Here is a 24699-nt window from a genome sequence, read left to right as displayed (position 1 = left end):
CAATGGCGAACCGTCCTACGCCGCGCATCCACGCGGCCCGGCTGTCATCCGGAGGTATCCGATGACAGCCGCTTTCGATCACGCGCGGGAACAGGCGTTGCAAACGCTGCAATCAGCGTCGGCCCGCGCCGACGCACCTGACGCACCGCTGTTCGGCACACTCATCGCCGCACGCGCGTGTCGCAACGAGCATTCGCTGCTGGGCCTCTCTCCAGCACAGTTCGCCGGCTTGCTGGCCCGGCAGTTTCCGCACCTGACTCCCGCCCATACCACCGCACTCATGCCGACGGTCGCGTTGGCACTATTGCCAGCGGCCCATGCCGAATTCGTCGCGACGCTGCACACGCGGCTGATGGACGACGCGAATCCCGCCGTCGCCCGCGACGATGCCGACTGCCTCGCATCGATCATCGCGCATGCGTGCCTGCGCCCTGACCATCTGTGGCGCGATCTCGGGCTCGACGGGCGTGACGCGGTATCCGCGATGCTCGAGCGCTATTTCCCCGCGCTCGCCGCGCGCAACGTCACCCACCTGCGCTGGAAGAAATTCCTCGCACAGGAAGTGGCGGCCTCACTCGGCGTACCGCCGGGCCCGGCACCCGGATGCCCGGGCTGCGAGGATTTCGGTTTCTGCTTTCCGCACGCGCGATAGCCATCGCGGCGACTCGAGTTCCTGTGCCATCGCCCTCATGAACGAGTGCGCGGCGCATATCCCATAAATGGTCACCTTGAGGCGCGCGCCGCCTACCGTTGATGACTGCGGTCAATGCCGATGCCGGTGATGAATGTCCGGAAAGTGCGCGTGACTGTGCGTGATCGGCAGATGCACGTGCGGATGCGAGTGCGGTTCGTCGCCGTCGTACTCGAAATCATGCGTGTGCTGGTGATGTTCGTCGTGCCGATGCCGGTGCGTATGCTCGAGCCGCTCGTGCTCATGCGTGTGTTCATGCCGCTCGCGCACGTGCAGCCAGATACCGAGCGCCATCAACGCGGCGGCGACCCAGAAAGTTGCCGGCGGCAGCGCAGGCCAGATCAGTAGCGACAGCACGACGCCGAACAGCGGTGCGATCGAGAAATATGCACCGGTGCGCGCGCTACCGAGATGGCGGAGCGCAACGACGAACAGCACCAGGCTGATCCCGTAGCCGCCGAGCCCCGTCAGCATCGCGGCAGCCGTGACCGATGCAGCGGGCAGCGTCGCGCCGGTCGCGAGCGCAATACCGATGTTTACCGGCCCGGCGATCAGCCCCTTCGCGCACGCGATGACCATCGCGTCGTTCGCGGCGACCTTGCGGGTCAGGTTGTTGTCGATCGCCCAGCACAGACATGCACCGACGATCAGCAACGCGCCGACCGGCACGCCGGCCCGAGCCGGCCCCCACGACAGCAGCGTGCCGCCTACGACGATCGCGACCATGCCGAGAAACACCTGCGTATCCACGTTCTCGCGAAACACGACCCATGCGATGACGGCCGTCAGCACGCCCTCGAGATTGAGCAGCAGCGCACTGGTTGCCGCCGGCGTGCTCGACAGCCCGAGCATCAGCAACGCCGGGCCGGCCACGCCACCCGCCACGACCGCGCCGGCCAGCCACGGCAGGTCGGCGCGCTGCAGCGGCGCGGCCTCCGTCACCGGTGCGCGACGATTGTGCAGCCCGCGCAGCAGGATCCCGATGCCGAGCCCGACGCCGCTGCCGAGATAGAACAGGCCGGCGACCATGAACGGCGACATCGCGCCGATCAACGCCTTGGCGAGCGGTGTCGCGGCGCCGAACAGCGCGGCGGCGGTGAGTGCGACAAGAATCGCGGAATGTCTCGGGTTCATGATCCGGCTAGGATTGACGTTGAAAATCGGTGGACGTGACTTCGGATCATGCCGGCACATGCCTTTCACACCTTTCGAAATGCAAGCTGCATCGTGCAGTGCGACGATCCGGTCGGGATTATCGCGCGTCATCGTGTCGCGGCGCCCCCCCGACCGAAACGTCCTCATCCCGGCCGGCGATTCCGCCGTTCATATATTAGGAAACCGAATTATTAGACGAAGGCACAATAGCATTCAGGTGTACAAATCATTAACCTGAATATAACGAGCGCCTGCAGCGCCGATTGACAAACGTCTTTCGTCCGGTTGCGTTGCCTGTCTTGCTCGGGATAAGTGTGTGCTGACCGGCAAGCGCCGGGGAGGCAGTCCTGACCTGCCTCTGTCGAGGCAGGTCAGTCCGTTGCGTGATGCGCCGCATACGACGTGCATGCGGGTACGCGCCGTGCAGTAGACGGCAGTGGTATTACTCGTTGCCGGCCACTTGCTGCTCGACCTGTGGCGCGGTGTCGGCCTGAACTTCTGCTGCTTCCGCCGCTTGCGGGGCGGCAGCGGCCTCAGCCTGCTGCTCGGCCTTCGGCGGCTGCGGTGCGCCCTTGGCCGCTTGCGCAGCGCCCTTGCCGGGACGCCGCGACTTCAGCCGGCGCGCCCGTGCTGCGTCGTCATGCGTGACGCGCCCTGCTTCATTGCCCTGCAGGTCGACGCGCACAGCGTCTTCCACGAGGCACGACCAGTAGCGGTTGCCGCGGCACCATGTCGACATGGCTTCGCGCAGTTCGGCTTCCGTGAGGCCGACGGCCTGTGCTTCGCGCGCCAGGTCGTCCCAGATGCCGACCTTGAGCGGCACTTTGGGGGCCGGATTCTTCGGGAACGCGCTCGGAAACTTCCGCTGCAGTTTGCCGATCGCGACGATAACCGGATCGACCGGCGCCGACGGCTTGGCCGAAGCGGGCTTCGCGCGATGCGGTGCCTTCGCGCCGGCACCCGCCTTGGCGCCAGCACCCGGCTTGGCACCGCGGGACGGCTGGTCGCCGGACTTCGGCTTCGCACCGGTGTCCGCCGGCGCTGCCGGCCGCTTTGCGTTGCGCTCCTGCTTGGCCTTCGCTGCGAGCTGCGCCCGCAATTCGGCAAGTTGTTCAAAACCCATAAATTCAATCCACCAGGAATATAAGGTGTGGTTCGTGCGGCCATGCCGCGCGGCTCGAAAGCTTCGCCGCCGTGCTGGCGGCCCGTCTGCCGCCGATGCGGAACACTACGGGGCCGCATCGCGCACGCCACTCTGTTTTCAGGCACCCGGCCACGATGCCGGACAAGGCAGGAGTGGAAGTATACCGGTACGCGCGGTGGCCGGTTGACTCGCCGGTCTGCATTTGCCCGACCCCGGAGGCCGAAAAGGCGTCCGCGCGGTCATGTTGCGCATTATATGGATACGTTTCCGGATGTCACGCCATTCGAGGCCGTCGCGGAAATCGGGCCGGGCCCGGCTTCGGCACAGGCGCGCATCCGGCGTGCTCCATTCCGCGTGGCGGACGTCGGACGCCGTCGCGCGACACGTCACCTGAACACCCCCGGTTGTACCGGGCGCGCCTTCGACTCGTTGCGCCCGCATCGATCGTGCCGCGGACGAACATGCCGGAAAATGCGTAGTATGGCCGCATCGACGTCGTCGGCAGCGCGCCTCGGCATGTTTTGCTGCACGCCCGGCCAGCCGGCGATGTTCGCCTTTGCCTGCGAAAAGAACCGGTTGTACGAAACGGAGCGGATACATGGTTCCCCGACACGACATCGCGCACGACGACATCACGCGCGAGGAAATTCACCATCGACACATCGACATGCGCGGCTATCGGCGCAGCGACGGCCTGTTCGAAGTGACAGCCTGCCTCGCGGACCGCAAGACCAGCGATTTCACACCGCCGGGCGGCACGCGGACGGTCGCGGCGCTGTCGCCGATCCACGACCTCGGTGTGACGCTGGTCTTCGACGCGGACATGGTCGTTCGCGCGGTATCGACGTTCATTCGCGCGCATCCGTATGCGCAGTGCCCGGGCGGCGGCGACTCGCTGCAGGCACTCGTCGGACTGAACATCGGCGCCGGCTGGAACAGCGAGGTTCGCAAGCGCCTGCCGTCCTGCGATACGTGCACGCACCTGAAGGAATTGCTCGCCCCGATCGCCACCACGGCCTATCAGACGATGGTCGGCGTGCGGCGATCGTCGCTGGACCAACGCGACAGCGAAGGAAAGCCGCTCAAGATCGACAGTTGCCACGCGTACGGCGCATCGCGCGATCTCGTGAAACGTCTTTGGCCCGAATACCACCGGCCTTCGTCAGCGGCAAAAAGCAGCTAGGGCTTGGGGATTCGGCCGGTTTCGTGTCCTCACGGCAGCGTGAGCTGTCCTCACGAAGCGCGCCGGCAAGTCGTCGCAGCCACAACCGGCATCAGAAGACGCCCAGCGCGAGTCCCGCGGCAAGACCTGCGCCGAGCTCCGCGCAGCGCTCGAGATCATCGCCGTCGATCGTCTTCGCCGCGAGGATACGCTCCGGTGTCTGCGCGTGAGTACAGACGATCAGGCCCGGCGCCACGTTCTTCAGCCGCCATCCGGTCGCGATCCGGTCGATCTGGCGCAACGCGTTCTGCCCGTCGCTGCCCGCGCAAATCATTGCCGCATACGGGCGGCCGTTCACGCGATCGAGCGCCGCGTAGTAGCAGCGATCGAAGAAGTCCTTCATCAGCCCGGACATCGCCGCGAGATTCTCCGGCGTCGCAAACAGGTATGCGTCGGCGGCCAACACGTCGTCTGGACTCGTCACATCCGCGCGCTGCAGCCTGACGTCGATGCCGGGCTGCTCGCGCGCCGCACCGGCAGCGGCTTCGGCCATCTGCTGCGTGCCCCCGGTCATCGTGTGATAGACGATCAACAGCGTCTTCATGCGTAATCGCTCGCGTTCGGCTTCAGGTGCGACGGTTCATCGGTGCTGCGCGCACCGCTCGTGCGCATCGCGCCGGCTTCGCTTCGCGCAGGGCGTCCCCATGCATGGTCAGTCCTGCGTCGTGCGCATTGCATCGCCGTCGTCCAGCCGCGCGTAGTACGCGAGAAACATGTCGGCCGCGGATTCCGCGACTTTCCGTTGCTCCTGCACCGTGAGCGGCGGCTGGCCCATCGTGATCTGCGGCCAGAACGCAAAAGCCTTCACGACGCCATGCAATTGATGCGCGGCGAACACCGGATCGATGACCGACAGGCGGCCGGCCGCGGCGGCCGCGCGCACCCAGACCGTCATGTCTTCCTCGCGCTCGCCGAGACGCTCGACCATGTCGCGCGCGCGCTCCGGCGAATGGATCGCCGCGCCGATCGCCACGCGCGCAAGTGCGAGAAACGCCTCGTCGTTCAGCAAGCGCAGTTTGCGATCCAGCAACGCGAGCAGTTGCTCGCGCAGCGGCACGTCGGCGCGATAGGTCGGCGAACCGCCGGTCTGCGTCGCATCCCACAGCTTGTGCAGGATCGCGGCAAACAGCGTTTCCTTACCGGGGAAGTGGTTATAGACCGTGCGCTTCGACACGTCCGCGCGCGCAGCGATACGATCCATGCTGGTCGCATCGTAGCCCGCCGCGAGAAATTCCTCGATCGCCGCATCGACGATGGCCGCGCGCTTTCGATCGGTCAGGCGCAGAGGGGGAGTGCTGGTATCCATACGAAAATTTTACACCGGACAGTTTACTTATCCAAAAAATAAACTACACTGTTTAGTGTACTTTATCTTCCGGACGAACCGACATGGCATCGCCTCTCGTTTTGATTCACCGCATTCTGGGTTTTGCAGCCGCCCGGCGCGGCCGCGCGCTGTCCGGCGGCTCGCCGCAGCACAACGGCGAACGCTTCGCCAATGTCGCGCCGCGTCCCGTCGAAGGCCTTGGCAAGACGCTCGGGATCGTGTGGAACATGCTGGTCAACAAGCCGCGCAACACCGTGCCGACCGGTGCGTTGCCCATCGATTCGCTGACTCGCGCGGCGCTCGACGCGGCGCCCGATCGCAGCCTGTACCGGCTTGGCCATTCGACGCTGCTGCTCAAACTGCGCGGCGAATTCTGGCTGACCGACCCCGTATTCGCCGAGCGTGCGTCGCCGTTCCGGCACGTCGGCCCCAAGCGCTTCCATGCGCCGCCGATCGCCCTTGAAGATCTCCCGCCGCTGCGCGGTGTGATCCTGTCGCACGATCACTACGATCACCTCGACCGCGACACGGTGCTGGCGCTTGCTGCAACCACCGACGTGTTCGTGACCACGCTGGGCGTCGGCGACCGCCTGATCGAATGGGGCATCGACGCAACCAAGGTTCGGCAGCTCGACTGGTGGCAGAGTGTCGACGTGGCCGGCCTGACGCTGACGGCCACGCCCGCGCAGCACTTTTCCGGGCGCAGCCTGTTCGACGGCAACAGCACGCTGTGGGCGTCGTGGGTCATCGTCGACGACGACCTTCGCGTGTTCTTCAGCGGCGACACCGGCTACTTCGACGGGTTCCGGACGATCGGCGAGCGCCTCGGACCGTTCGACGTGACGCTGATCGAAACAGGCGCTTATGATGCGCAATGGCCGTACGTGCACATGCAGCCGGAAGAAACCGTGCAGGCTCACATCGATTTGCGCGGACGCTGGCTGGTTCCAATCCATAACGGCACGTTCGATCTTGCAATGCATCGCTGGCAGGAACCGTTCGAGCGTGTCACGGCAATGGCTCTCGTGCGCGGAATCGAACTGTCGACGCCCAGGATCGGCGAGCGCCTCGATCTCGGCACGCCGCACCGCGGTGAGCGGTGGTGGCGCACGGTCGACGAGCGCGCAACGGCGCCGACAACGAAATCGCGCCGCTGGCAGTTTTGCGCATCGCAGGCGACCAAGTAGGTCCGTCGGTCGTTGCGCCTTTCATCCGGGAGCGCGCCCATGGCGCGATTTCCGAAGAATGGCGCATGCGTTGCCGGGACACCCGCACGCCGACGGCCGGCCTGACCACCCGATTACCTGAATAGAGAAGTCATGCATCCGGCACCCGTCCGATACACACCCGGCGAACGAAACGACGACGTCGCCATCGCTGCATTCAACCAGGCAGACCAACAGTCGAGCAATCGCGGCCGCATATGCGTTCTGCGGCATTCGCTCGCAGCGCGCGTCGCGAGATGGACCGAAGGCGCCGACCACGTCACCACGGCCATTCCGAACCTGAGCTTCCATCGCAGGGAAGCGCCGACTCAGCCAATGGAGTGCATGGTCGAGCCGAGCTTCGGTCTCGTCGTTCAGGGCGCGAAACGGGTCATTCAGAGCGGCGACGCTTATATCTACGACGCCAACCGTTTTCTGATCACGTCGCTCGATTTGCCAGGCTCGACGCAAGTCATTGAGGCCAGCCACGAGGAGCCGTTTCTCGGGATCGGGCTCAAGCTCGATTTTCACGTCCTGGCGGAACTGATGATGCAGGTCGCACCGGATCACGATGATGCCCCCGTGGGCCGCGGTCTCGTCGTCGGCGACATGACCGAGCCGCTGTTCGACGCATTGAACCGGTTGCTGGCGTTGCTGGACGACCCGAACGCCATTGCCGTTCTCGCCCCGTACGTCGAGCGGGAAATCTACTATCGGCTGCTGACGAGCGACCAGGGCGCTCGCCTGCGTCAGATCGCGTCCGCCGGCAGCCAGGGCAACCGTGTGTCACGCGCGATCCGGTGGTTGCGGGCCCACTATGACGAGTCGTTGCGGGTCGACGATCTCGCGGCGCAGGTTCAGATGAGCAGTTCAACCTTCCACCACCACTTCCGTCAGCTCACGGGCATGAGTCCGCTGCAATACCAGAAGTGGATTCGGCTCAACGAGGCACGTCGACTGATGCTGTCCGAGCGACTCGATGCTGCGTCGGCGTCGTTCAGGGTCGGATATGCGAGCCCGACCCAGTTCAATCGGGAATACAGCCGATTGTTCGGCAATTCACCGCGGCGAGATATCGATAGTCTGCGGAGCGGGACGGATGTCGTTCTGTCGATCGCGGCAAGTTATTGATCGCAGGCAACGATCTCGAAAATGCAGGGTGCCCTGCTTTGGCGGCATCCACGGCATTGCAGGATCGGCGCCACGCTTGAGTGATCGGGCCGGTTGAATCGAGTGCGCGAAAAGATTTGCGTGTCTTACCCACTCACGATCAATTGCTAGATATCTGCCCAGTGAATCCCCTTTGAATACCTGGAGCACGGTGATGACCACGTTCAAGGGCGCGCGCATCCAGACCCAAACGCCGATTCATTGCCGACACGCAGTTACTCCTCCCTGAACGGATGTGAGCTTCCCCCTCCCGACGATCACGGCCCTGCTCCAGGATTCAGGTCCTCGGCCGCAGATTTCTTATCGATCGATTTCACCTGAGACACACCGCTTCACCGGATCGTGCGACTGACGCGATGCGTTGTCACGTGACAACTCGGGTTGAATATCAGCACGACGTGTCGAGTCCGGGCGCCGGCATCGTCCCATGATGGCCCCGACCGGCAACCAATCTGCCTTCCTCAGGCCCAGGCAACCTTGAAACGTATTATTAACCACGAAACACGTATCATTAAATACAAATCAGCGTATGCATGATCGTGCCAATGGCAACGACGAGCGGAAATATCATGCGCCCCTATTTCCGCGGGGAATTTCGCTCAGTTCGCGTGAAACAACATGAAGAATGTGGCGCAAGCCATTGCCAGACAAGGATTTCCGAGAATGGTCCATTTCTCACAAATGTTTCACGATTCGATCCGTATTCATTGCCGCAGGTCCTTCGACGCCTGAATTTCCGCCGATTCGTCCGCTCCTAAGCGCTGCGATCGCAGATCGACGTCAGGACACATTGATAGCAACGCTGGTGTACTACGAGGCTCCCCTCCCCTACTGACTGTTGGATGAGACAAAACGACGGTAGCTCATTGTTTAAATGGGGCCATATCATTCACATCCGCAGTTCACTTCGGTGGATCCGTCTATCCAGGCTACCGGGGAGCTCATGCGAGGACGAATGCGCGCTTTGGCAGGTAGCCGGTAACGCCGCATCCAGATCGACAGGTCACTCGTCGATTCACCATCTTCAGCCGCAGACCTAAAGCACCACTAGAGACTTCCTATCAATCAAACGATCAAGTGACCACGTCCGGACTTTCTGTTGTCACGTGACAACTCGTCAGCGAACCGCGCGGCGAGCCACGGTTAACGGTGAATCGCCACTGGCGACGCTACTCCTTAAAGGATCGCGTCTACGCGCGACATGCAGTTCAATCCCACAATCTTCGAAGAATTTGCGAAGCCAACTCCGGTGCGCACCACGAGGATTTGTCACGTGACAACTCACCCTAGCGACAAGCAACGATGCAAGGCTCCATCCGGAAAATCGAATCTAGAAGCAGCATTGCGAGGGCCTGCATCACGTTCTGATCAAACGCCGCTTGGCGATTGAAAGCGACAACACGAATCGATTTCTAGCGACTTGTCACGTGACAACTACCGAGCTCGTCGACGTTCAAGATCCCAGCCAATCGGAATCGCGATGCGTTGCGATAGAAATGGAAAGTTCGTGATGGTCCGCTTTGGTACTTCACCTTCGCTATCGACATAAAAACAAGCGAATTTCTCAGACTCTGTTGAATGCATCGATAGTGTGATCGGCAATTTTATTTTTACTCGATCTCTTATTTCTGATAGCAACTAGGCCATTTGGCTCACTTGTCACGTGACAACCACATCGACCATCAAGATATGCATTGCATCCAATGCTTTTCTGGACATTTCGACAATAACTGCATATATTACGCAAAACTCCTTGGAGGGATTTAATGGCTTTCAAGATCGCCGTCAGTAATCAAAAAGGTGGGACCGGGAAGACGACCATCTCCGTCAACATCGCGGCTGCGTTCGAAGCCGGCGGCAACAAGGTCGCCCTGATCGATGCCGACCCTCAAGGCACTTCTGTCCGCTGGGTAACGAGCGGCGAGAACACGTTGCCGATGACCGTCCTTTCGCTGGCGCCCGCCGGCCGTGGCATCGGTGGCGAGATCAAGAAGCAGGACGCGAACTTCGACGTGATCGTCGTCGACTGTCCCGGTAACCTCGAAGATCCGCGCATCGCATCCGTCCTTGAAGTCGCCGACTTTTGCCTGGTGCCGCTGTCGCCGTCGCCGGCCGACCTGTACAGCACCGTCGCGATGATCCGCATGATCGAGTCGATGCGTTCCGTTCGAAACCCTAATCTTTCTTCCGCATTGATGCTGAATAGTGTCAATGGAAAAACTAAAATGCGTGAAGAAATTTTAAAAATTCTAAGAGCTGAAGAAATAGGGGAGCATCTGCTCGACAGCCAGATCGCGCAACGCGAGGTCTACCGTCAGACATTCGCGCTCGGCACCACGATCCATCATCACAATCGATACCTGAAGGGCCTGAAAGAAGCCCGGGCGGAAATCGAAAAGCTGGTCACGGAAATGGCCCAATACATCGCGTCGACGCGCGCTACCGGAGCCGCCCATGGCTAAGGACACATCGAAAGACAAGAAGCCGACCGGCAACCTGCACCTCGCTGCCGGCCTGTTGCGCGGACTCGCGCAGGAAAATGCGGCCCTCGAAACGCGGCTGCCCGAGCCGGCCGCCGCTGCGAATGTTGCCGTCGAGGCGGTGCCTGCCGACGTGCCGGCCGCGGTCACGCCCACCGGTACGACGGATCTCGGCGCGCCGCAGAAGGTGCTGGTCAAGGACTGCATCCCCAACCCGTTCAACCCGCGCGTGTTCTACTCCGAATCGAGCCTGCACGAGCTCGCGCTGACGCTGAAACGGGAAGGGCAGATCGAGCCGATCAAGGTCACGCGGCTCCCGGAATTTCCCGGCAAGCTCGTCGTGATCGACGGGCAACGTCGGCTGCGCGCGACGAGCATCAACGGCGACGAGACCATCAACGCCACGTTCCGCACGGACCACACGCCCGAGCAGCTCTACACGATCGCGTATCGCGCGAACCACGACCACGAGCGCCAGACGATCTTCGACGATGCGGTTGCGTGGAAGCGCCTCCTCGACGAGAAGGTCTTTTCCGACCAGAACACGCTGGCGGAAAAAATCGGCAAGGACAAGGCATCGATCAGCAAGACGCTGTCGCTCAACGCATTGCCCAACACGCTGCTGGAACGGATGGCCAGCGCGAACGACGTGGTTGGTCTGCAGGCGGCGTATTTCCTGAAGCTGATCTTCGAACGCCTGGGCGAGCCGACGGCCGACCGGCTGCTGACGGCCGTGATCGACCGGAAAAAATCGGTCCGCGATCTCGAGAATTTCCTGCGGGCGCAGAGCGACGGCAACAAGAAAACGGGCCGCACGCGTTACAGCGTTCGTCACGACTTCGCGCTCGAATCGCGCGCGATCGGCCAGTTGAAGACCTACCCGGATGGTCGTCTGGATCTGCAGCTCAAGGGGGTCGACGCGTCCCATCAGGAAGCGCTTGCCGACCAGCTCAAGACCGTCATTGATGCTTACGTCGCCGAGCTGGCGACGGCCGCGCAAAAGTAACGCGCCAAAAGCAGAAGGCCTCGCATCCGCCTTGCATCGCGATACCGGACGACCACATAGTCCGGCGCACGATGCACCCTCGGCTGCGAGGCCTTGATCAGTTGCCTGCGAGGCTGCTTTTGAGCAGGAATTCCAGCAGGTCGTCCGAGGTCGGTTCGCCCCAGGTATCCAGTGCCAGCCATCGGAAGAAGCTGGTCTGCGCGAGCTTGCTCGCCTTCTTCTTCGGCGACAGCGTCAGGTCCTTCGAGCCCACTACCGTCTCGTTGTAGCGTTCGAGCAGCTTGGTCTGGTCGTCGATCTCCAGCTCGCGGAAATACGCGCCGGCTTCCTCGACCTTCGCCGCCAGATACTTGTCGCGAATCTGCTCCTGCTTGCTTTGCGCGGATTCCTTCGCCGGTGCGGCCGCCTCGGTTCCCTGCCCGTCGGCCAGCGTGTAGCCGTGCGTCAGCGCCTTGCGGAAATACGCGGCGACGTTGTCGACCGGCGCCGCATTCTTCTTCGTTGTCCGATTGAGCGTATAGGCGATCGCCGCCTTGATGCGCTGTATGCCGTATTGCGTGATCAGCCGGCGCGCCTCCGAACGCGGAATGCCGAACTTGGCGACTTCCTCGACCAGCGCTTCGTTCTTGACGTCGCCGTCCTCCACCGTATCGGCGCTCTGCTTGCGCGTCACCTTGAACTGCACGGCTTCCACGCTGCGGCCGGACTTGTGTTCGATCAGCTCGAGCGTGTGATCCGATACTTCGTTCACCTCCTGAATGCACGGCACCAGGACCTTGCTCTTGAACAGCTTGTATTCCTTGTACGACTGCGACGCCTTGTCCTGGCCGAGAATGAGGTCACGGAATTTCGGCAGCGGGATCTTTGCGGTGATGCCGATCCCTTCATAGCGCACCGTGTTTTCCCACAGCGCGAGCGAGTGCGACCGCCGGAACTCGCGAGCGATCCGCATATCGATCAGCGCATAGATTTCGGGGTTCAGCAACTCGCTGCGAATCTGGTCGGAGAAGCTGTACTTCAGCACCGATTGCTCGAGCTCCGCACCAGCCAGCAGACCCGACGCTTTCCAGACCGTCGAACGGTCCGCGGCCAGGTAGTCCCAGTTGACGACGGTACTGATCAACGAGTTGACCGTGTCCTTCACGTACTTCGTGTTGTTGCTGTTCAGCCCGCTCTCGTGCGAAAGCGACGCGATCGAAATCGAGAAGCTGGTCCGGCCAGGCTCGAACGCCTCCTGCCGAAGTGCGTTCTTGATCAACGAGCTGAACATCTTGCGCTGCTGCAGCCCGATCTTTCCCGACTTGGGCGCGATATGAATCGCCTGGACCGCCTTGCGCAGCAAGTCGGGAGGCTCGGGGGTCTGAAACAGTGAAACCTGTTTGTCTGAGCCTTTGCTTGCGGGCTTGCGCGGCATCGTGATGTCCGGATAAGGTGACCTTGTTGATAGCGGACTTTATACCTTTTCTTGTCCGGGAGCAACGTCCTTGCTCCAGCATCACTTTCACTACCACGCATAACTATCAGATATAAAAGGGAAATTGATGATTGCGTGACTGTTGATGAACCCCATATCCATCTACCTTTGGAAAAAAAAGCTTCCCAAAAGTCGCTACCTTTGGTGTCTGGACACCGAAACCCGGCACGAGAATTGCCCTCGGGAAGGTAACCATCCATGGGAGGCAAACGAACGGAATCGAGATCGTCGACCGAATTCGTGGTGCCCTGCAGCACAGCTGCGTTTTTCTCCCATAACTTGCTACCTTCATCGTTTCCCATAGGAGGTTACCTGTCGGCTTCATCGATTGCGTTGTTTTCGATCCTCACGGTGGAAATCGTTCCCATAAATGGCAACCATCTACTTTCCCCATAGCAGGTAACCTATCCGCAGCAACGATCCAGTCCATGGGAAGGGGTTCCGGAGCACAGTGATGAAATGCAGCCGATCGGCCCAGAGTTCACCCCATAAACAGGTACCTTTGAGATTCCCCATAACCGGTTACCCGAAGAAAATCGCTGTGCATCAAGGCATCCGAGGATCGGGAAAACTGCCCCATAAAAGGCTACCTTCATGCGTTCCCATAGACGACTACCCTGTGCGATTTATGACCGCTTTCCCATAACCGGGTACGCTCGTCCCATATCCACAACCCCGATTCCCCACAACGCGGTACCCCATTCCCCAAATCCACAGACCTGAAACCCCAGACCCTTCCACCTGTGCTCCCATAAATGGGTACCGAACACCGCTCAAACCCTTGTCGCACAAGGCTGTGAGCCGTCTAAAAGTAGTTAAAGAAGTAAACGTGGTTTACAAAAGATGTAAACACACGTGTGCTGCCACAGAAAGACGAACCCTATAAACCGCTACCAATAGGGAGCCGTCTGTGGTGGGGAAGGCCCGTTAGTCCTTCGATCCGGGCCTGCCGAACATGGGATTGGCCCATGTTTCACCGGGCCTTCAGGCCTGACAAGGCTTTCCGGAGAGGTAAGTACCCACTCACAACCCCCAAAAGTAGAAACCTATGGGAGGAAATCAGGAAGAAATCCCCCGATTCCGCGCACAGGTTCCTGTTTATGGGATCGAAGAGTCCACGTCATCATCACCTGCGCACCTGAGATCGGCCGGCAAAGCCGATTCGCAACCGGGCCCGCCAACCTCTTCGGATCCTCCGGCAGCAGTTCGAAATCATCGTGGATTGCACACGAGTGGTTTTTTGTACTCGCGCTCGCGCGTCCCTGGACAAGTTTTTACCGATCGGCGGTCGGCGAGTCTCGACAAATTTAGCCTGTGGCCTGTGCGCAAGGTAGATCGCCACAGGCTGCTTCGCCACGCGTCAGCCTTCCGATTTTCTACCTTTGCATCAACCGAAGCGTCACGCTGTGACCCTGACCAGTTGCAAGAGACCCGCACAATCGGCCTGAAACGAACGTCATCCGCACAGGTCGTCGGCTCCTGGGCCGATCTGGAGATCGTTGCAAGCCGACGTGAAGATTCGATTGACGACGAAGCTCACCGTAGCCGAATCGTGAGTGGTTCCCGAATTTGCCCACCCTCCGGAATGTCCCGATCCCGTAAAATCTCACCGATCGCCATCGCAACAGGGATCAGCAAGCTTGTGACGATCGCAGCACCGCCCGGCTGGCGGACTACCGAAGCGATCAAATGAAAAGCCTGTGACAAACGTGCGCTGCGTGAGGTATCCGCATGCACAGCCACGCGAACCGACAAGCCTTTTCGCGACTTCGACGCTCAAACAACGTCTGCCAGACAAGCACCGCGCCTTCGCGCAGTTCCTCGACACATACGTGAAGCGATGCGGGCTGACGTATTCACCGAATACACAGCGTTCGGTTTTTTGTCATACGTTTCTGTCGGTGACGACCTTCACGTCTACAGGTAACCAAAGCCACAGGTAGCCATCGACATCACAGCATGGCGACTCGACGCGATCGTCTCGATCGCCGGGTGAATCGAATCGTGACCGTTTATGGGAAGAATCGTCGTTCGAGCCGCGTCGAATGACAACATGACGAGCAGGTCGACGGCTGCTGCGGTGATCGTCAGTGCGCGAGGAGGCTCACGTCACGCATGAGCGTGTCGACATCACCACCAGTGAAACAGGCGCCAATGTCTCGCATCGCACTGTGCGGGCACAACCCATTGCCGTCACCGAAGCGTGCGATACAGCGTCCCTGTCTCTACTACGCGAAGGCCACGCGGAGTCCCCGTCTTCTCCCATAGGTGTATCCCGATTCTGTCATCACGTTCACGCCACATTTTTCGCGACGCGGTTATGATGCACAGGTCCCGATCGCGACATGACGACCGATCAGGACTGGGGCGGTATCTCGATGGTTTTTCAATCCGTGATAGTCATCAAAAAAGAGAGTTCAGCGATGCAAATCCAGATCAGAAAACTCGCGCTGGCTGCTACTGCAGCCGCTTTCCTGTTCGGCTCGGCAGTTCCCGCGTTTGCACAGACCGATGCCGCCAGCGCACCTGCTGCACAGGATGCCAAGGCTGCGAAGAGTGAGGCACGCAAGGCGGCCCGGGCCAAACGCAAGGCCGAGCACAAGGCAGCACGTGCGAAGAACACCGCCGAACTGAAGAAACTCGAAGACGCTGGTTACAAGCCGGCGGCCAATGATCCGAACTATCCGCAGAACCTGCAGAACGCAGAGAAGAAAGCCGGCGCTGCAGCAAGCCAGTAAGCGTCGACCGGCGGCAAGCCGCGGCTCGCACCGCGGCTTGCCGCGTGCATCATGATCACAGATGCACACCGAAAATCACGTTCCGTGATTTTTCGTTATTTGATTCGGAATCCTTCTATTCTCGTCGCGCACGACCGGTACCTCGACACAGTCAGTGGCGCGCGTCCGGCGCAGTCGCGTTCCCCGTCATTTTCAGCCAGTCCTTGAATGCACGCACGGCATCGTCGTTTGCTCGCGCCGATGCCACGTACGTGAAGTAGCGCCACGGCGGCAGTGCCGGTTCGCTGAACGGCTGCACCAGTCGGCCTTCGGCGATGTCGTCCGCGACGAGCGCGATCGGTCCCATCGCGACACCGAGCCCGTCGAGCGCGCCTTGCAACGTCAGATAGAAATGCTCGAGCGTGAGCGAGTGCCGCGGCACGAGATTCGGATGTCCGGCCGCCGCGAGCCACTCGGGCCACATGCCGGGATAGGTTGCCGCGTGCAGCAGCGTAAAACCCGCGAGATCGGCTGGCGTGTCCAGCGGCCGGCCCTCCAGCAGCTTCGGCGCACACACGGGCAGCCGCACTTCGGACAGGAATTCCTCGGCGACGTACCCGTCGATGGCTTGCGGGCCACCGCGAACGATCAGGTCGACCTTGTCGCGCAATTTCTCGATCGGCTCGTTCGACGTCGACAGCCGCACCTCGATGGCCGGATGGGCGACCTGGAACGATGACAGCTTCGGCACGAGCCAGCGCAGCGAAAACGTCGCGGGCGCGCTGACGCGCAGCACGCGCTGCTGTGCGTGTCCGAAGTGCTGCGCGGTCGCGAGCGCGATCCGGTCGAACGACGCGCCGACTTCGGCGAGATATGCACGGCCGGCGTCGGTCAGCTCGACGCGCCGGTTGTGGCGTTCGAACAGTGGCCGCCCGAGCCACGCTTCGAGTTGTTGCACGTGCCGGCTGATCGCGCCGTGCGTCACGCACAACTCGTCGGCAGCCAGCGTGAAGCTGCCGAGCCGCGCGGCGGCTTCGAACGCGCGCAGTGAATTCAACGGAGGGAGGCGTCGGGCCATTGCATCGTTTCGCGTGAAATTTACTCACACGAAGGTTCAGGTTTAATCGTTTGATCGGGCGACTCAGCTCCGCCAATATGGCACACAAACGGCCGGCTCGGCCGAACGAGTGTCTGAATTTCTCACATGGAGTGCGGAGTATGCCGAACGTGGTGGTAGTGGGCGCCCAATGGGGCGACGAGGGCAAGGGGCGCGTCGTGGACTGGCTGGCGGCCCAGGCCGATCTCGTCGCGCGCTACAACGGCGGCCACAATGCGGGCCATACGCTGGTCGTCGGCGGCAAGACGTACAAGCTCGCGCTGCTGCCGAGCGGCGTCGTGCGCGGCAAGCGCGGCGTGATCGGCAACGGCGTGGCGCTCGATCCGGAAGCGCTGCTCGCGGAAATCGGGCGAATGGCCGAGTTCGGGCTGTCGGTGACGCCGGACAATCTGTCGATCGCCGAGAACGCAACGCTGGTGCTGCCGATTCACCGCGCAATCGACCAGGCGCAGGAGCGCCTGCGCCGCGAACCGATCGGCACCACGCTGCGCGGGATCGGGCCGGCCTACGAGGACAAGGTCGGGCGCCGCGGGCTGCGCGTCGGCGATCTCGCGGAGCCTGGCCGGCTTGCCGCCAAGCTCGACGTGCTCGTCGACCATCACAACGCGTGGTTCCGCGGCCTGGGGCTCGACGAACATGACCGCGACACGATGCTGGCGACGCTGGTCGACCTCGCGCCGAAGATCCTGCCGTTCGTGCGCCCCGTCTGGGCCGACCTCAACGACGCGACCGATCGCGGCGAGCGCATCCTGTTCGAGGGTTCGCAGGCCGTGATGCTGGATATCGACTGGGGCACGTACCCGTTCGTGACGTCGTCGGGCACCGTGGCGTCGGCCGCGGCGGCCGGCACCGGGCTGGGCGCATCGAAGCTCGGCCATGTGCTGGGTGTGACCAAGGCGTACGCGACGCGTGTCGGCGGCGGTCCGTTCCTCACGGAGCTGAACGACGTCACCGGCGAAACGCTGCGCGCGCGCGGGCAGGAATTCGGCGTCAATACAGGCCGGCCGCGACGCTGCGGCTGGCTCGATGCCGCACAACTGCGCCAGGCCGTCAGGATCTCGGGCATCGATTCGCTCGTGCTCACGAAGCTCGACGTGCTCGACGGCTTCGCGTCCATCGAGCTGTGCGTCGGTTACGAGCTCGACGGTGCGCGCGTCGACCACCTGCCGGCGAGCCTCGAGGCGCAGTCGCGCGCGACGCCTGTATACGAACGATTCGAAGGCTGGCACGGCACCGTGAAGGGCGTGCGCGAGCGTGCGGCGCTACCGCGCGCGGCGCAGGATTTCATCGCGCGCATCGAAGCGGTCGCGGGCGTGCCGGTATCGATGATCACGACCGGTGCGGAGCGTGACGACACGATCGTGTTGCGCAATCCTTTCGAAGCGGCCGCTGCTGCGTGACGCGCGAGCCAGGAAGGACGTAAATTGCGCTGCGGCATCGGGCCGGCGAGTAGTTTTTGCCGGCCCGATGCCGTTTGCCCGTGGGCGTGTTCGGGCGCGCGCATGGCCGGCCCGGATACCGCGAGACGAGCGGTTGCGCGGCATGATTCCGCAGCCGGATCACGCCGCGTACGGCGAACTGGACACGCCTGCAGCGCTGCTGTACTGTTCCGCACAATTCGCGCCAGACCGGCCTGTGCCGGAGCCGCCGGCACCCAGGCCGCACGGTGGCGCGACGTGATCTCAATCCCGGGGACAGGTCGATGGACACGTTACAGATGATGCGCATTTTCGTCCGGGTCGCGGAGGAGGGCAGCTTCACGAGCGCGGCCCATCGCCTGGACATCACGACGGCCTATGCATCGCGCTCGGTCGCGCAACTCGAAACGCATCTGCGCACGCGCCTGCTCAACCGCAGCACGCGCCGCATTGCGCTGACCGACGCCGGGCAGCGCTATCTCGACCGCTGCCAGCGCATCCTCGGCTATATCGACGAAGCGGAAGCCGAAGCGGCCGACGCACAGGCGAAACCGTCGGGACGGCTGCATGTTCACGCGACGACGAGTTTCGGCCAGTCCTACGTGGTGCCCGCGGTCGTGCGCTACCGCGAGCGCTATCCGTCGGTCGCGGTCGAACTGACGCTGTCGCAGCACGTGCCCGACATCATCGACGAAGGCTACGACGTATCGCTGCAGTTGAGCACGACCGAGCTGCCCGATTCCGGGCTCGTGTCGCAACGGCTCGGCGACGTGGGCAGCGTGCTGTGCGCGTCACCGGCGTACCTGAAGGCGCGCGGCACGCCGCACACGGTGAGCGACCTCGAAGGGCATGCGTGCCTGCAGATCGTCACGCCGCTCTTTCCGCGCGACCGCTGGCATCTCGACGGCCCCAACGGACGCGAAACGTTCGAACTGCCGCTGCCGGATTTCCAGGTGAACATCGCCGATGCGCTCGGTGCCGCGCTGCGTGCCGGCCTCGGGATCGGCTCGCTGCCGATGTCAGCCGCATTGCCTGGGCTCGCGAGCGGTGCGCTGGTGCGCGTGCTGCCCGAATACCGGTTGCAGAAGCTGACGGTCTACACGCTTTACGCGTCGCGTCAGTATCTCGACGCGAAGATCCGCACGTTCGTCGATTTCCTGCGCGAATGCGTACCCGAGTTGCTGGCTGCCGACGAGGCTGCGCTGACCGCATCCTGCGCGTCACGCCATTCCTGATTCAGCCATGGTCGGCGCGTGTACATCATGCATTGCCTGATCGGCGAAAATAATATGGAGTCCTGTATTTAAGGCAGATGCCGTCGCGCTAGCGCACACCCGTTCCGGGAAACGGAACCCGTGCAACCGGCGCGCCCTTATGAAAACGCTAGCTTTCGATATCGAACATCGTTGGTTCGATGCACGGCGCCAACCTCCTAGAATCGGTTCGACCTGCGCGCCATCCGCGCCCTCTTCATCGAATCCGAAACGACATGGCAGATCGACACTCAAGAACCCGCCGCCGGCTCCTTCAAGCCGGCCTGGCGATTGCGGCCGGTGCCGCCGCGCACCCGGGCTTTGCGCTGGCGAGCGCGGCCGGCGCGCGTACGTTACGCATCGGTTATCAGAAAGGGCCGCTCAGCCTGTTGAAGGCGCGCGGCACGCTGCAAGGCAAACTCGCGCCGCTCGGCGTGAACGTCACGTGGACCGAGTTCCCGTCGGGGCCGCCGCAACTCGAGGCGCTGAACGCGGGATCGATCGACTTCGGCGATGTTGGCGAAGCGCCGCCGATCTTCGCGCTCGCGGCCGGCGCGCCACTCGTCTATTACGCACAAACGCCGTCGGGCCCCGCAGCCGAGGCGCTGATCGTCCCGAAGGAGTCGCCGGTCAAGACTTTTGCGGACCTGCGCGGCAAGCGCATCGCGCTGGTGAAGGGATCGAATACGCACTTCCTGCTGGTCCGGCTGCTGCAGGCCGCGAAGCTAAACTATGCGGACGTCACGCCCGTCTGGCTGTCGCCGTCCGACGCGCGCGCCGCATTCGAGAACCGCTCGGTGGACGCGTGGATCATCTGGGATCCGTTTCTCGCGGTGGTCCAGCAGGCGTTCGGTGCGCGTATCGTCGCGGACGGCACGGGGCTCGTCGAGAATCGCGGCTACTACTTCGCGTCGCGCACGTATGCGCAGCACAATGCCGACGTGCTCGACGTCGCCGTGGCGGAATTGACGACCGTTCAGCGCTGGCTCGATGCGAACCGCGCGCAGGGCGCGGCCGAATTTTCGAAACTCTGGGGGATTCCGGAGCCGGCCGTCGCGCTCGCGTTTCGTCGCGCACGGTTCGGTGTCGAGCCCGTCACGCGCGACACGCTTGCGTATCAGCAGCGCATCGCGGACGTGTTCTACCAGGCCGGCATCCTGCCGAAACGCGTCGACGTCAGCCAGGCTGCGCCGCCCACGCTCGCGTGACGACGCAACCGGCGCGGCACGACATGCTCAGCGGCGGAACGGCAGCGCGACGTCGTCCGGAATCGGGCACACGTACGGCCGGCCGCCGCGCCGCTCGAGCAGTTCCGCCTTCGCGCTGGCGAGCGTGTCGGGTGCGCCGAGCAGGTCGATCGCGGTTGCGGCCATCGTCTTCGCCGCGAGCATCATCCCCTTGTGCGCGAGCGCCGTCTTGCCTTGCGCGACCCACTGCCACGAGTGCGGCGGCGTGCCGAACGCATAGCAGCTCGTGTGGCATTGTGCGGTCGGCGTGACCCAGCTCACGTCGCCGACGTCGGTCGAGCCGCAGATCGGGCGGCCCTTGCCCGGCTCGTACGGGTCGATCCCGTCGAACAGTGCCTTCGGATCGCGCCACGCCTGGTTCAGCGAACGCGACGACGTTTCGATGTCCTGTGCAGTCAGCGTCTGGCGCTGGTATGCATCGGCGAGCGCCGCGTCGTCGGCGTCGAAGCCGGCCGTGCCGATCGCCTGCAGATGACCGTACATGACCTGATTCAGTACCGCGTTTTCAAGCAGGTTCGAACACGCCTTGTCGAACACGATCTCGAGCTGGCAGTCGGTCATCAGCGCCGCACCGCGCGCGACGTTCTTCACGCGCTCGAACAGTTCGGCTGCCTGGTCGTTGCGGGCCGCGCGCACGAGGTACAGCACTTCCGCATTCGCCTGCACGACGTTCGGCGACAACCCGCCGGTGTTCGTCACCGCGTAGTGCACGCGCGCTTCGGGCAGCATGTGTTCGCGCAGATAGTTGACTCCCACGTTCATCAGTTCGACTGCGTCCAGCGCGCTGCGGCCGAGATGCGGCGACGCGGCTGCGTGCGACGCCTTGCCGGTGAAGCGGAAGTACGCCTGGATGTTCGCGAGCGAACCAGCCGGAAAGATGCCCGTGTACACGTGCGGATGCCACGACAGCGCGGCGTCGAGATCGTCGAACACGCCCGCGCGCGCCATGAAGGTCTTGCCGGAGCCGCCTTCCTCGGCCGGGCAGCCGTAGAAGCGCACGGTGCCGGGTTGGCCCGTGCGTTCGAGATGCGTCTTCACCGCGGCCGCGGCGAGATGCGCAGCCGTGCCGAGCAGGTGGTGGCCGCAGCCGTGACCGTTGCCGTTCGAGATTTCGCCCGACGGCCGGCACGTGAGTGCACCGGCTTCCTGGCTGAGCCCGGACAGCGCATCGTATTCGCCGAGGATGCCGATCACGGGGCCGCCGTGGCCGGCTTCGGCGACGAATGCGGTCGGGATGTCGGCTACTCCGCGCGTCACGCGAAAGCCGGCTTCTTCGAGCATCCGGATGTGCAGGTTGGTCGACGCGAATTCCTCGTAGCGCAGTTCGGCGAGATTCCAGATCCGGTCGGACAGCTCGGTGAATTGCGTACGCTGGCTGTCGATGAAATCGAGGGCGAGTGAAGTCATGAATTGCTCCTGTGAAGAGACTGGCGCGGTCAGAATTTCTGCCGGAGGCCAAGGGCGAAGACGGTGCTGCTCATGCCGGGGGCGGATATCGGCGCGGAGCCGAACGACAGCGCCGACTGTCCGGTGTTCCTGAAGCCGCCGATCCGCACATACACGCCGGTGAGTTTCGAGAACTGGTAGTCGTAGCCAAGCAGCGCGCCGAGTGCGTGGCTCGCCTGGCCGGCAATGGTGCGATAGGCGAGATCGGCGCGGAGGGCGTGCGGGCCGCGCTGCCAGATCGCGCCCAGCGAATAGACCTGCGCGACGAGCGTGCCAGGCGCGGTGGGACGCATCAGCGTGTACGCAAACGACGCGAGCGTCGGGCCGAACGCATACGACGCACTGGCCATGACCGAGTCGGTGCGCGGGCCGTCGGGCGTGCCGCCGGGTGTCGACGACGTGCCGGCCCACATCGCGTTGTACGCGCCGCTCAGCATCACCGGGCCGCGCGCAAAGTTGGCGACGGCGCCTGCATTGCTCGCGATCGGGCTCGCGCCCGCCGCGTTGCGAAAGGCATAGAGCACGGTGACGTCGAGCCCGCCGTAGGTCGGCGTCTTGTAGCTGATCGCGTTCTCGATGCGCCCCGGCAGCGACGCGGCGCCGCGCCCGAGGTCGCTGCCGATCAGTGCGGTGCTCGCGAACGGCGACAACTGGCCGACGAGGTAGAACGGATCGGCCGCTTCCGGCACGATTGCCGGATACTGCTTGCCGAGCTTGATCGTCCCCCAGTCGTCCGAACCGATCGCGACGTTGGCTTCGCGGTTGTAGAACGACGCCGCGCTTTGCTGACGGCCGGACATCAGGTCGAAGCCGCTTTCGAGGCGGAAGCTCGCGCGCAGGCCGCCGCCGAGATCCTCGCTGCCGATGAAGCCGAAGCGCGACGTCGATGCGCCACCGCTCATCAGGCCGATGCTCGTCTGGCTGCCGACGCGCGCGTATTGCAGGAAGCTGTCGAGTGCGCCGTAGATCTGGACGTTCGCGCGGGCCGGCGCGGCCCACATGCAGGTTGCCGCGCAGCACGCGGCCATCAGGGTTGAATTGCGCACGTTTGTCTCGTCGTGTCGCGATCGTCGGCGCGCGAATCGCAGGCGTGCAACGGCCCGCCCGCGCACGCGTCGACGTCGCGGATTCTGTTGTCGGGTAGAAAGAGGCGGAGCCGGTGCCCGGCGTCGCCGTGAATGAAGCGGTGCGCCGGTCAGCGGCCGTCGTCGAGCGAATCTGCCGGGCGCTCGCGGAAGCGCCACAGCGCGATCATGCTGACGGTGCCGCACGCGAGCACGTACCACGCGGGCGACATCGGATCGCCGGTGCGATGCAGCAGCCACGTGACGTTGAACTGCGCGAAGCCGCCGAAGATCGTCACGCCGAAGCTGTAGATCGTCGCGAGCGCGGTGGCGCGCACGCGAGGCGGGAACGCTTCCATGATCAGCAGCAGGAAGGCGGAACTGCCGGCGGTCGCGAACGCCATCACGACGGTGACGATCGCGACCATCAGCCCGACCGACGGCGCGGCGATCAGCAGCCGGAATGCCGGATACACGCATGCGAGCGACAGCAGCCACGTGACGGCGATCATCGGCTTGCGGCGCGGCAGGCGGTCGATGATCCACAGTCCCGATACGAGCGCGGCAACGATCATCGCGAGCCCCGACGCGCAGCCGGCGAGCAGCGACGTCGCCATCGGCAGGTGGAGCGTGCGTACCGCATAGGCCGGCATGTAGAACACGAAGATGTACAACGTCGACGTGCCGCCGATGATCATCAGCGTGCCGAGCACGACGCGGCCGAGGTAGCGCGTGAATACTTCGCGTACCGCGCTGCCGCCGGCGTCGTGCGTCGGCACATGCGTTTCGTCGAGATGGCGGCGGATATAGAAGCCGACCGGGCCGAGCAGCAGGCCGAGCAGGAACGGCACGCGCCAGCCCCAGCTTTCGAGCGCGTCGGTCGACAGCACGGCCGACAGCAGCGCGCCGCTGAGCGCGCCGAGCAGCGCGGCGACGCCCTGGCTGATCATTTGCCAGCTCACCATGAAGCCGCGGCCGGACAGCGGGCCCGATTCCATCAGGAAGGTCGTCGATGCGCCGATCTCGCCGCCGGCCGACAGGCCCTGCAGCAGCCGGCCGATCACGACAAGCACGGGTGCGACGACGCCGATGCGCGCATAGGACGGCGTCAGTGCGATCAGCGCGGTGCCCGCGATCATCAGCTGGATCGTCAGCGTCAACGCCGCGCGCCGGCCGGCGCGATCGGCGTAGTTGCCGATCAGCACGCCACCGAGCGGGCGCATCACGAAGCCGACGCCGAACGTCGCCATCGCGAGCAGCAGCGGGCCGGCACCCGAATCGACCGGGAAAAACGTCTTGCCGATCAGCGCGGCGAAGTAGCTGAACACGGTGAAGTCGAACATCTCGAGCGCGTTGCCGGCCGAGGTGGCGATGATCGTCCGGGTCTGCGCCGAGCGGCGGCGCGCGGCGGGCGGCGCGTCGACGAGCGGCGTGGCGGCGTCTTGCATCGGGGGTGTCTCCATGGGTATCGGTATCGTGAGCGCCGCATGGATCGTCAGGCATCCTGCGAGAGCTGGCCGCATGTTAAGACCGGGGAAAACATCGCGATACGCGCAAATTTTT

Annotated in this window: 19 protein-coding genes; 10 read left to right on the top strand and 9 right to left on the bottom strand. The window is 63.4% G+C overall.

The features are described 5' to 3' along the window. Window positions 1-61 precede the first annotated feature (61 nt). Entirely contained in the window at window positions 62-652 is a 591-nt protein-coding gene (locus U5809_RS32165) for a nitrogen fixation protein NifQ (RefSeq protein ID WP_322089495.1), read from the top strand. 111 nt (window positions 653-763) lie between these two features. On the opposite strand, the gene U5809_RS32160 is transcribed toward U5809_RS32165, so the two are convergent. Further along, complete coding sequence (locus tag U5809_RS32160; RefSeq protein ID WP_322089494.1) at window positions 764-1825, bottom strand: DMT family transporter; 1062 nt, start codon at window positions 1823-1825, stop codon at window positions 764-766. A 463-nt stretch (window positions 1826-2288) separates the two neighbouring features. Beyond that, window positions 2289-2969: a ProQ/FinO family protein gene (locus U5809_RS32155; RefSeq protein WP_322089493.1), complete on the bottom strand. Its 681-nt coding sequence runs from the start codon at window positions 2967-2969 to the stop codon at window positions 2289-2291. Window positions 2970-3588: 619 nt separating this feature from the next. On the opposite strand from U5809_RS32155, the gene U5809_RS32150 reads away from it, so the two are divergent. After that, window positions 3589-4173 carry a DUF2889 domain-containing protein gene (locus U5809_RS32150; protein ID WP_322089492.1) on the top strand — a complete coding sequence of 195 codons (585 nt, stop codon included), beginning with the start codon at window positions 3589-3591 and terminating at the stop codon, window positions 4171-4173. Between the two features lie 91 nt (window positions 4174-4264). Here the strand turns inward: U5809_RS32150 and U5809_RS32145 are convergent, their stop codons facing one another. Further along, a complete protein-coding gene (locus U5809_RS32145; RefSeq protein ID WP_322089491.1) occupies window positions 4265-4756 on the bottom strand; it encodes a flavodoxin family protein in 492 nt (163 codons plus the stop codon). A 108-nt stretch (window positions 4757-4864) separates the two neighbouring features. Then, on the bottom strand, window positions 4865-5518 hold the full coding sequence (locus U5809_RS32140; RefSeq protein ID WP_322089490.1) for a TetR/AcrR family transcriptional regulator: 654 nt from the start codon (window positions 5516-5518) through the stop codon (window positions 4865-4867). A gap of 83 nt (window positions 5519-5601) precedes the next feature. Here U5809_RS32140 and U5809_RS32135 point away from each other — a divergent pair, with 83 nt between their 5' ends. The 4 genes from U5809_RS32135 (at window position 5602) to U5809_RS32120 (ending at window position 11400) form a co-directional block, all read left to right on the top strand. Then, window positions 5602-6726, top strand: coding sequence for an MBL fold metallo-hydrolase (locus tag U5809_RS32135; RefSeq protein WP_322089489.1), 1125 nt, complete (start codon window positions 5602-5604; stop codon window positions 6724-6726). A gap of 132 nt (window positions 6727-6858) precedes the next feature. Next, window positions 6859-7875: an AraC family transcriptional regulator gene (locus U5809_RS32130; protein ID WP_322089488.1), complete on the top strand. Its 1017-nt coding sequence runs from the start codon at window positions 6859-6861 to the stop codon at window positions 7873-7875. Between the two features lie 1805 nt (window positions 7876-9680). Next, on the top strand, window positions 9681-10376 hold the full coding sequence (locus tag U5809_RS32125; protein WP_011350423.1) for a ParA family protein: 696 nt from the start codon (window positions 9681-9683) through the stop codon (window positions 10374-10376). After that, a complete protein-coding gene (locus U5809_RS32120; RefSeq protein WP_322089487.1) occupies window positions 10369-11400 on the top strand; it encodes a ParB/RepB/Spo0J family partition protein in 1032 nt (343 codons plus the stop codon). The genes U5809_RS32125 and U5809_RS32120 overlap by 8 nt, the downstream gene beginning before the upstream one ends. A 97-nt stretch (window positions 11401-11497) precedes the next feature. Here U5809_RS32120 and U5809_RS32115 read toward each other — a convergent pair whose 3' ends face one another. Then, complete coding sequence (locus tag U5809_RS32115) at window positions 11498-12814, bottom strand: replication initiation protein (RefSeq protein WP_322089486.1); 1317 nt, start codon at window positions 12812-12814, stop codon at window positions 11498-11500. A 2483-nt stretch (window positions 12815-15297) separates the two neighbouring features. Between U5809_RS32115 and U5809_RS32110 the strand changes: the two genes are divergently transcribed. Continuing rightward, the gene (locus U5809_RS32110) at window positions 15298-15612 is read left to right on the top strand and encodes a DUF4148 domain-containing protein (protein ID WP_175846856.1); all 315 of its coding nucleotides are present in this window, start codon (window positions 15298-15300) and stop codon (window positions 15610-15612) included. Between the two features lie 151 nt (window positions 15613-15763). Here the strand turns inward: U5809_RS32110 and gcvA are convergent, their stop codons facing one another. Continuing rightward, window positions 15764-16669 carry a transcriptional regulator GcvA gene (gene gcvA, locus U5809_RS32105; protein ID WP_322089485.1) on the bottom strand — a complete coding sequence of 302 codons (906 nt, stop codon included), beginning with the start codon at window positions 16667-16669 and terminating at the stop codon, window positions 15764-15766. 140 nt (window positions 16670-16809) lie between these two features. On the opposite strand from gcvA, the gene U5809_RS32100 reads away from it, so the two are divergent. The 3 genes from U5809_RS32100 (at window position 16810) to U5809_RS32090 (ending at window position 20587) form a co-directional block, all read left to right on the top strand. Beyond that, window positions 16810-18108: an adenylosuccinate synthase gene (locus tag U5809_RS32100; RefSeq protein ID WP_322089484.1), complete on the top strand. Its 1299-nt coding sequence runs from the start codon at window positions 16810-16812 to the stop codon at window positions 18106-18108. Between the two features lie 302 nt (window positions 18109-18410). Further along, a complete protein-coding gene (locus U5809_RS32095) occupies window positions 18411-19361 on the top strand; it encodes a LysR family transcriptional regulator (protein ID WP_282512419.1) in 951 nt (316 codons plus the stop codon). Window positions 19362-19615: 254 nt separating this feature from the next. Beyond that, window positions 19616-20587 (top strand): sulfonate ABC transporter substrate-binding protein, encoded by a 972-nt coding sequence (locus U5809_RS32090; protein ID WP_322089483.1) that lies wholly within the window; start codon window positions 19616-19618, stop codon window positions 20585-20587. Window positions 20588-20614: 27 nt separating this feature from the next. Here the strand turns inward: U5809_RS32090 and U5809_RS32085 are convergent, their stop codons facing one another. The 3 genes from U5809_RS32085 to U5809_RS32075 all read right to left on the bottom strand — a co-directional run bounded on the left by U5809_RS32085 (window position 20615) and on the right by U5809_RS32075 (window position 24584). Then, window positions 20615-22033, bottom strand: a complete 1419-nt coding sequence (locus U5809_RS32085; RefSeq protein WP_322089482.1) for a M20 family metallopeptidase — start codon at window positions 22031-22033, stop codon at window positions 20615-20617. A gap of 29 nt (window positions 22034-22062) precedes the next feature. After that, complete coding sequence (locus U5809_RS32080) at window positions 22063-23118, bottom strand: porin (RefSeq protein ID WP_322089481.1); 1056 nt, start codon at window positions 23116-23118, stop codon at window positions 22063-22065. 149 nt (window positions 23119-23267) lie between these two features. Further along, window positions 23268-24584 (bottom strand): MFS transporter, encoded by a 1317-nt coding sequence (locus tag U5809_RS32075; protein ID WP_322089480.1) that lies wholly within the window; start codon window positions 24582-24584, stop codon window positions 23268-23270. Window positions 24585-24699: the final 115 nt, after the last annotated feature.

This window comes from Burkholderia sp. BCC1999, from assembly GCF_905339975.1.
Taxonomy (GTDB): Bacteria; Pseudomonadota; Gammaproteobacteria; order Burkholderiales; family Burkholderiaceae; genus Burkholderia.
This window is presented reverse-complemented; position numbering and strand designations above follow the sequence as displayed.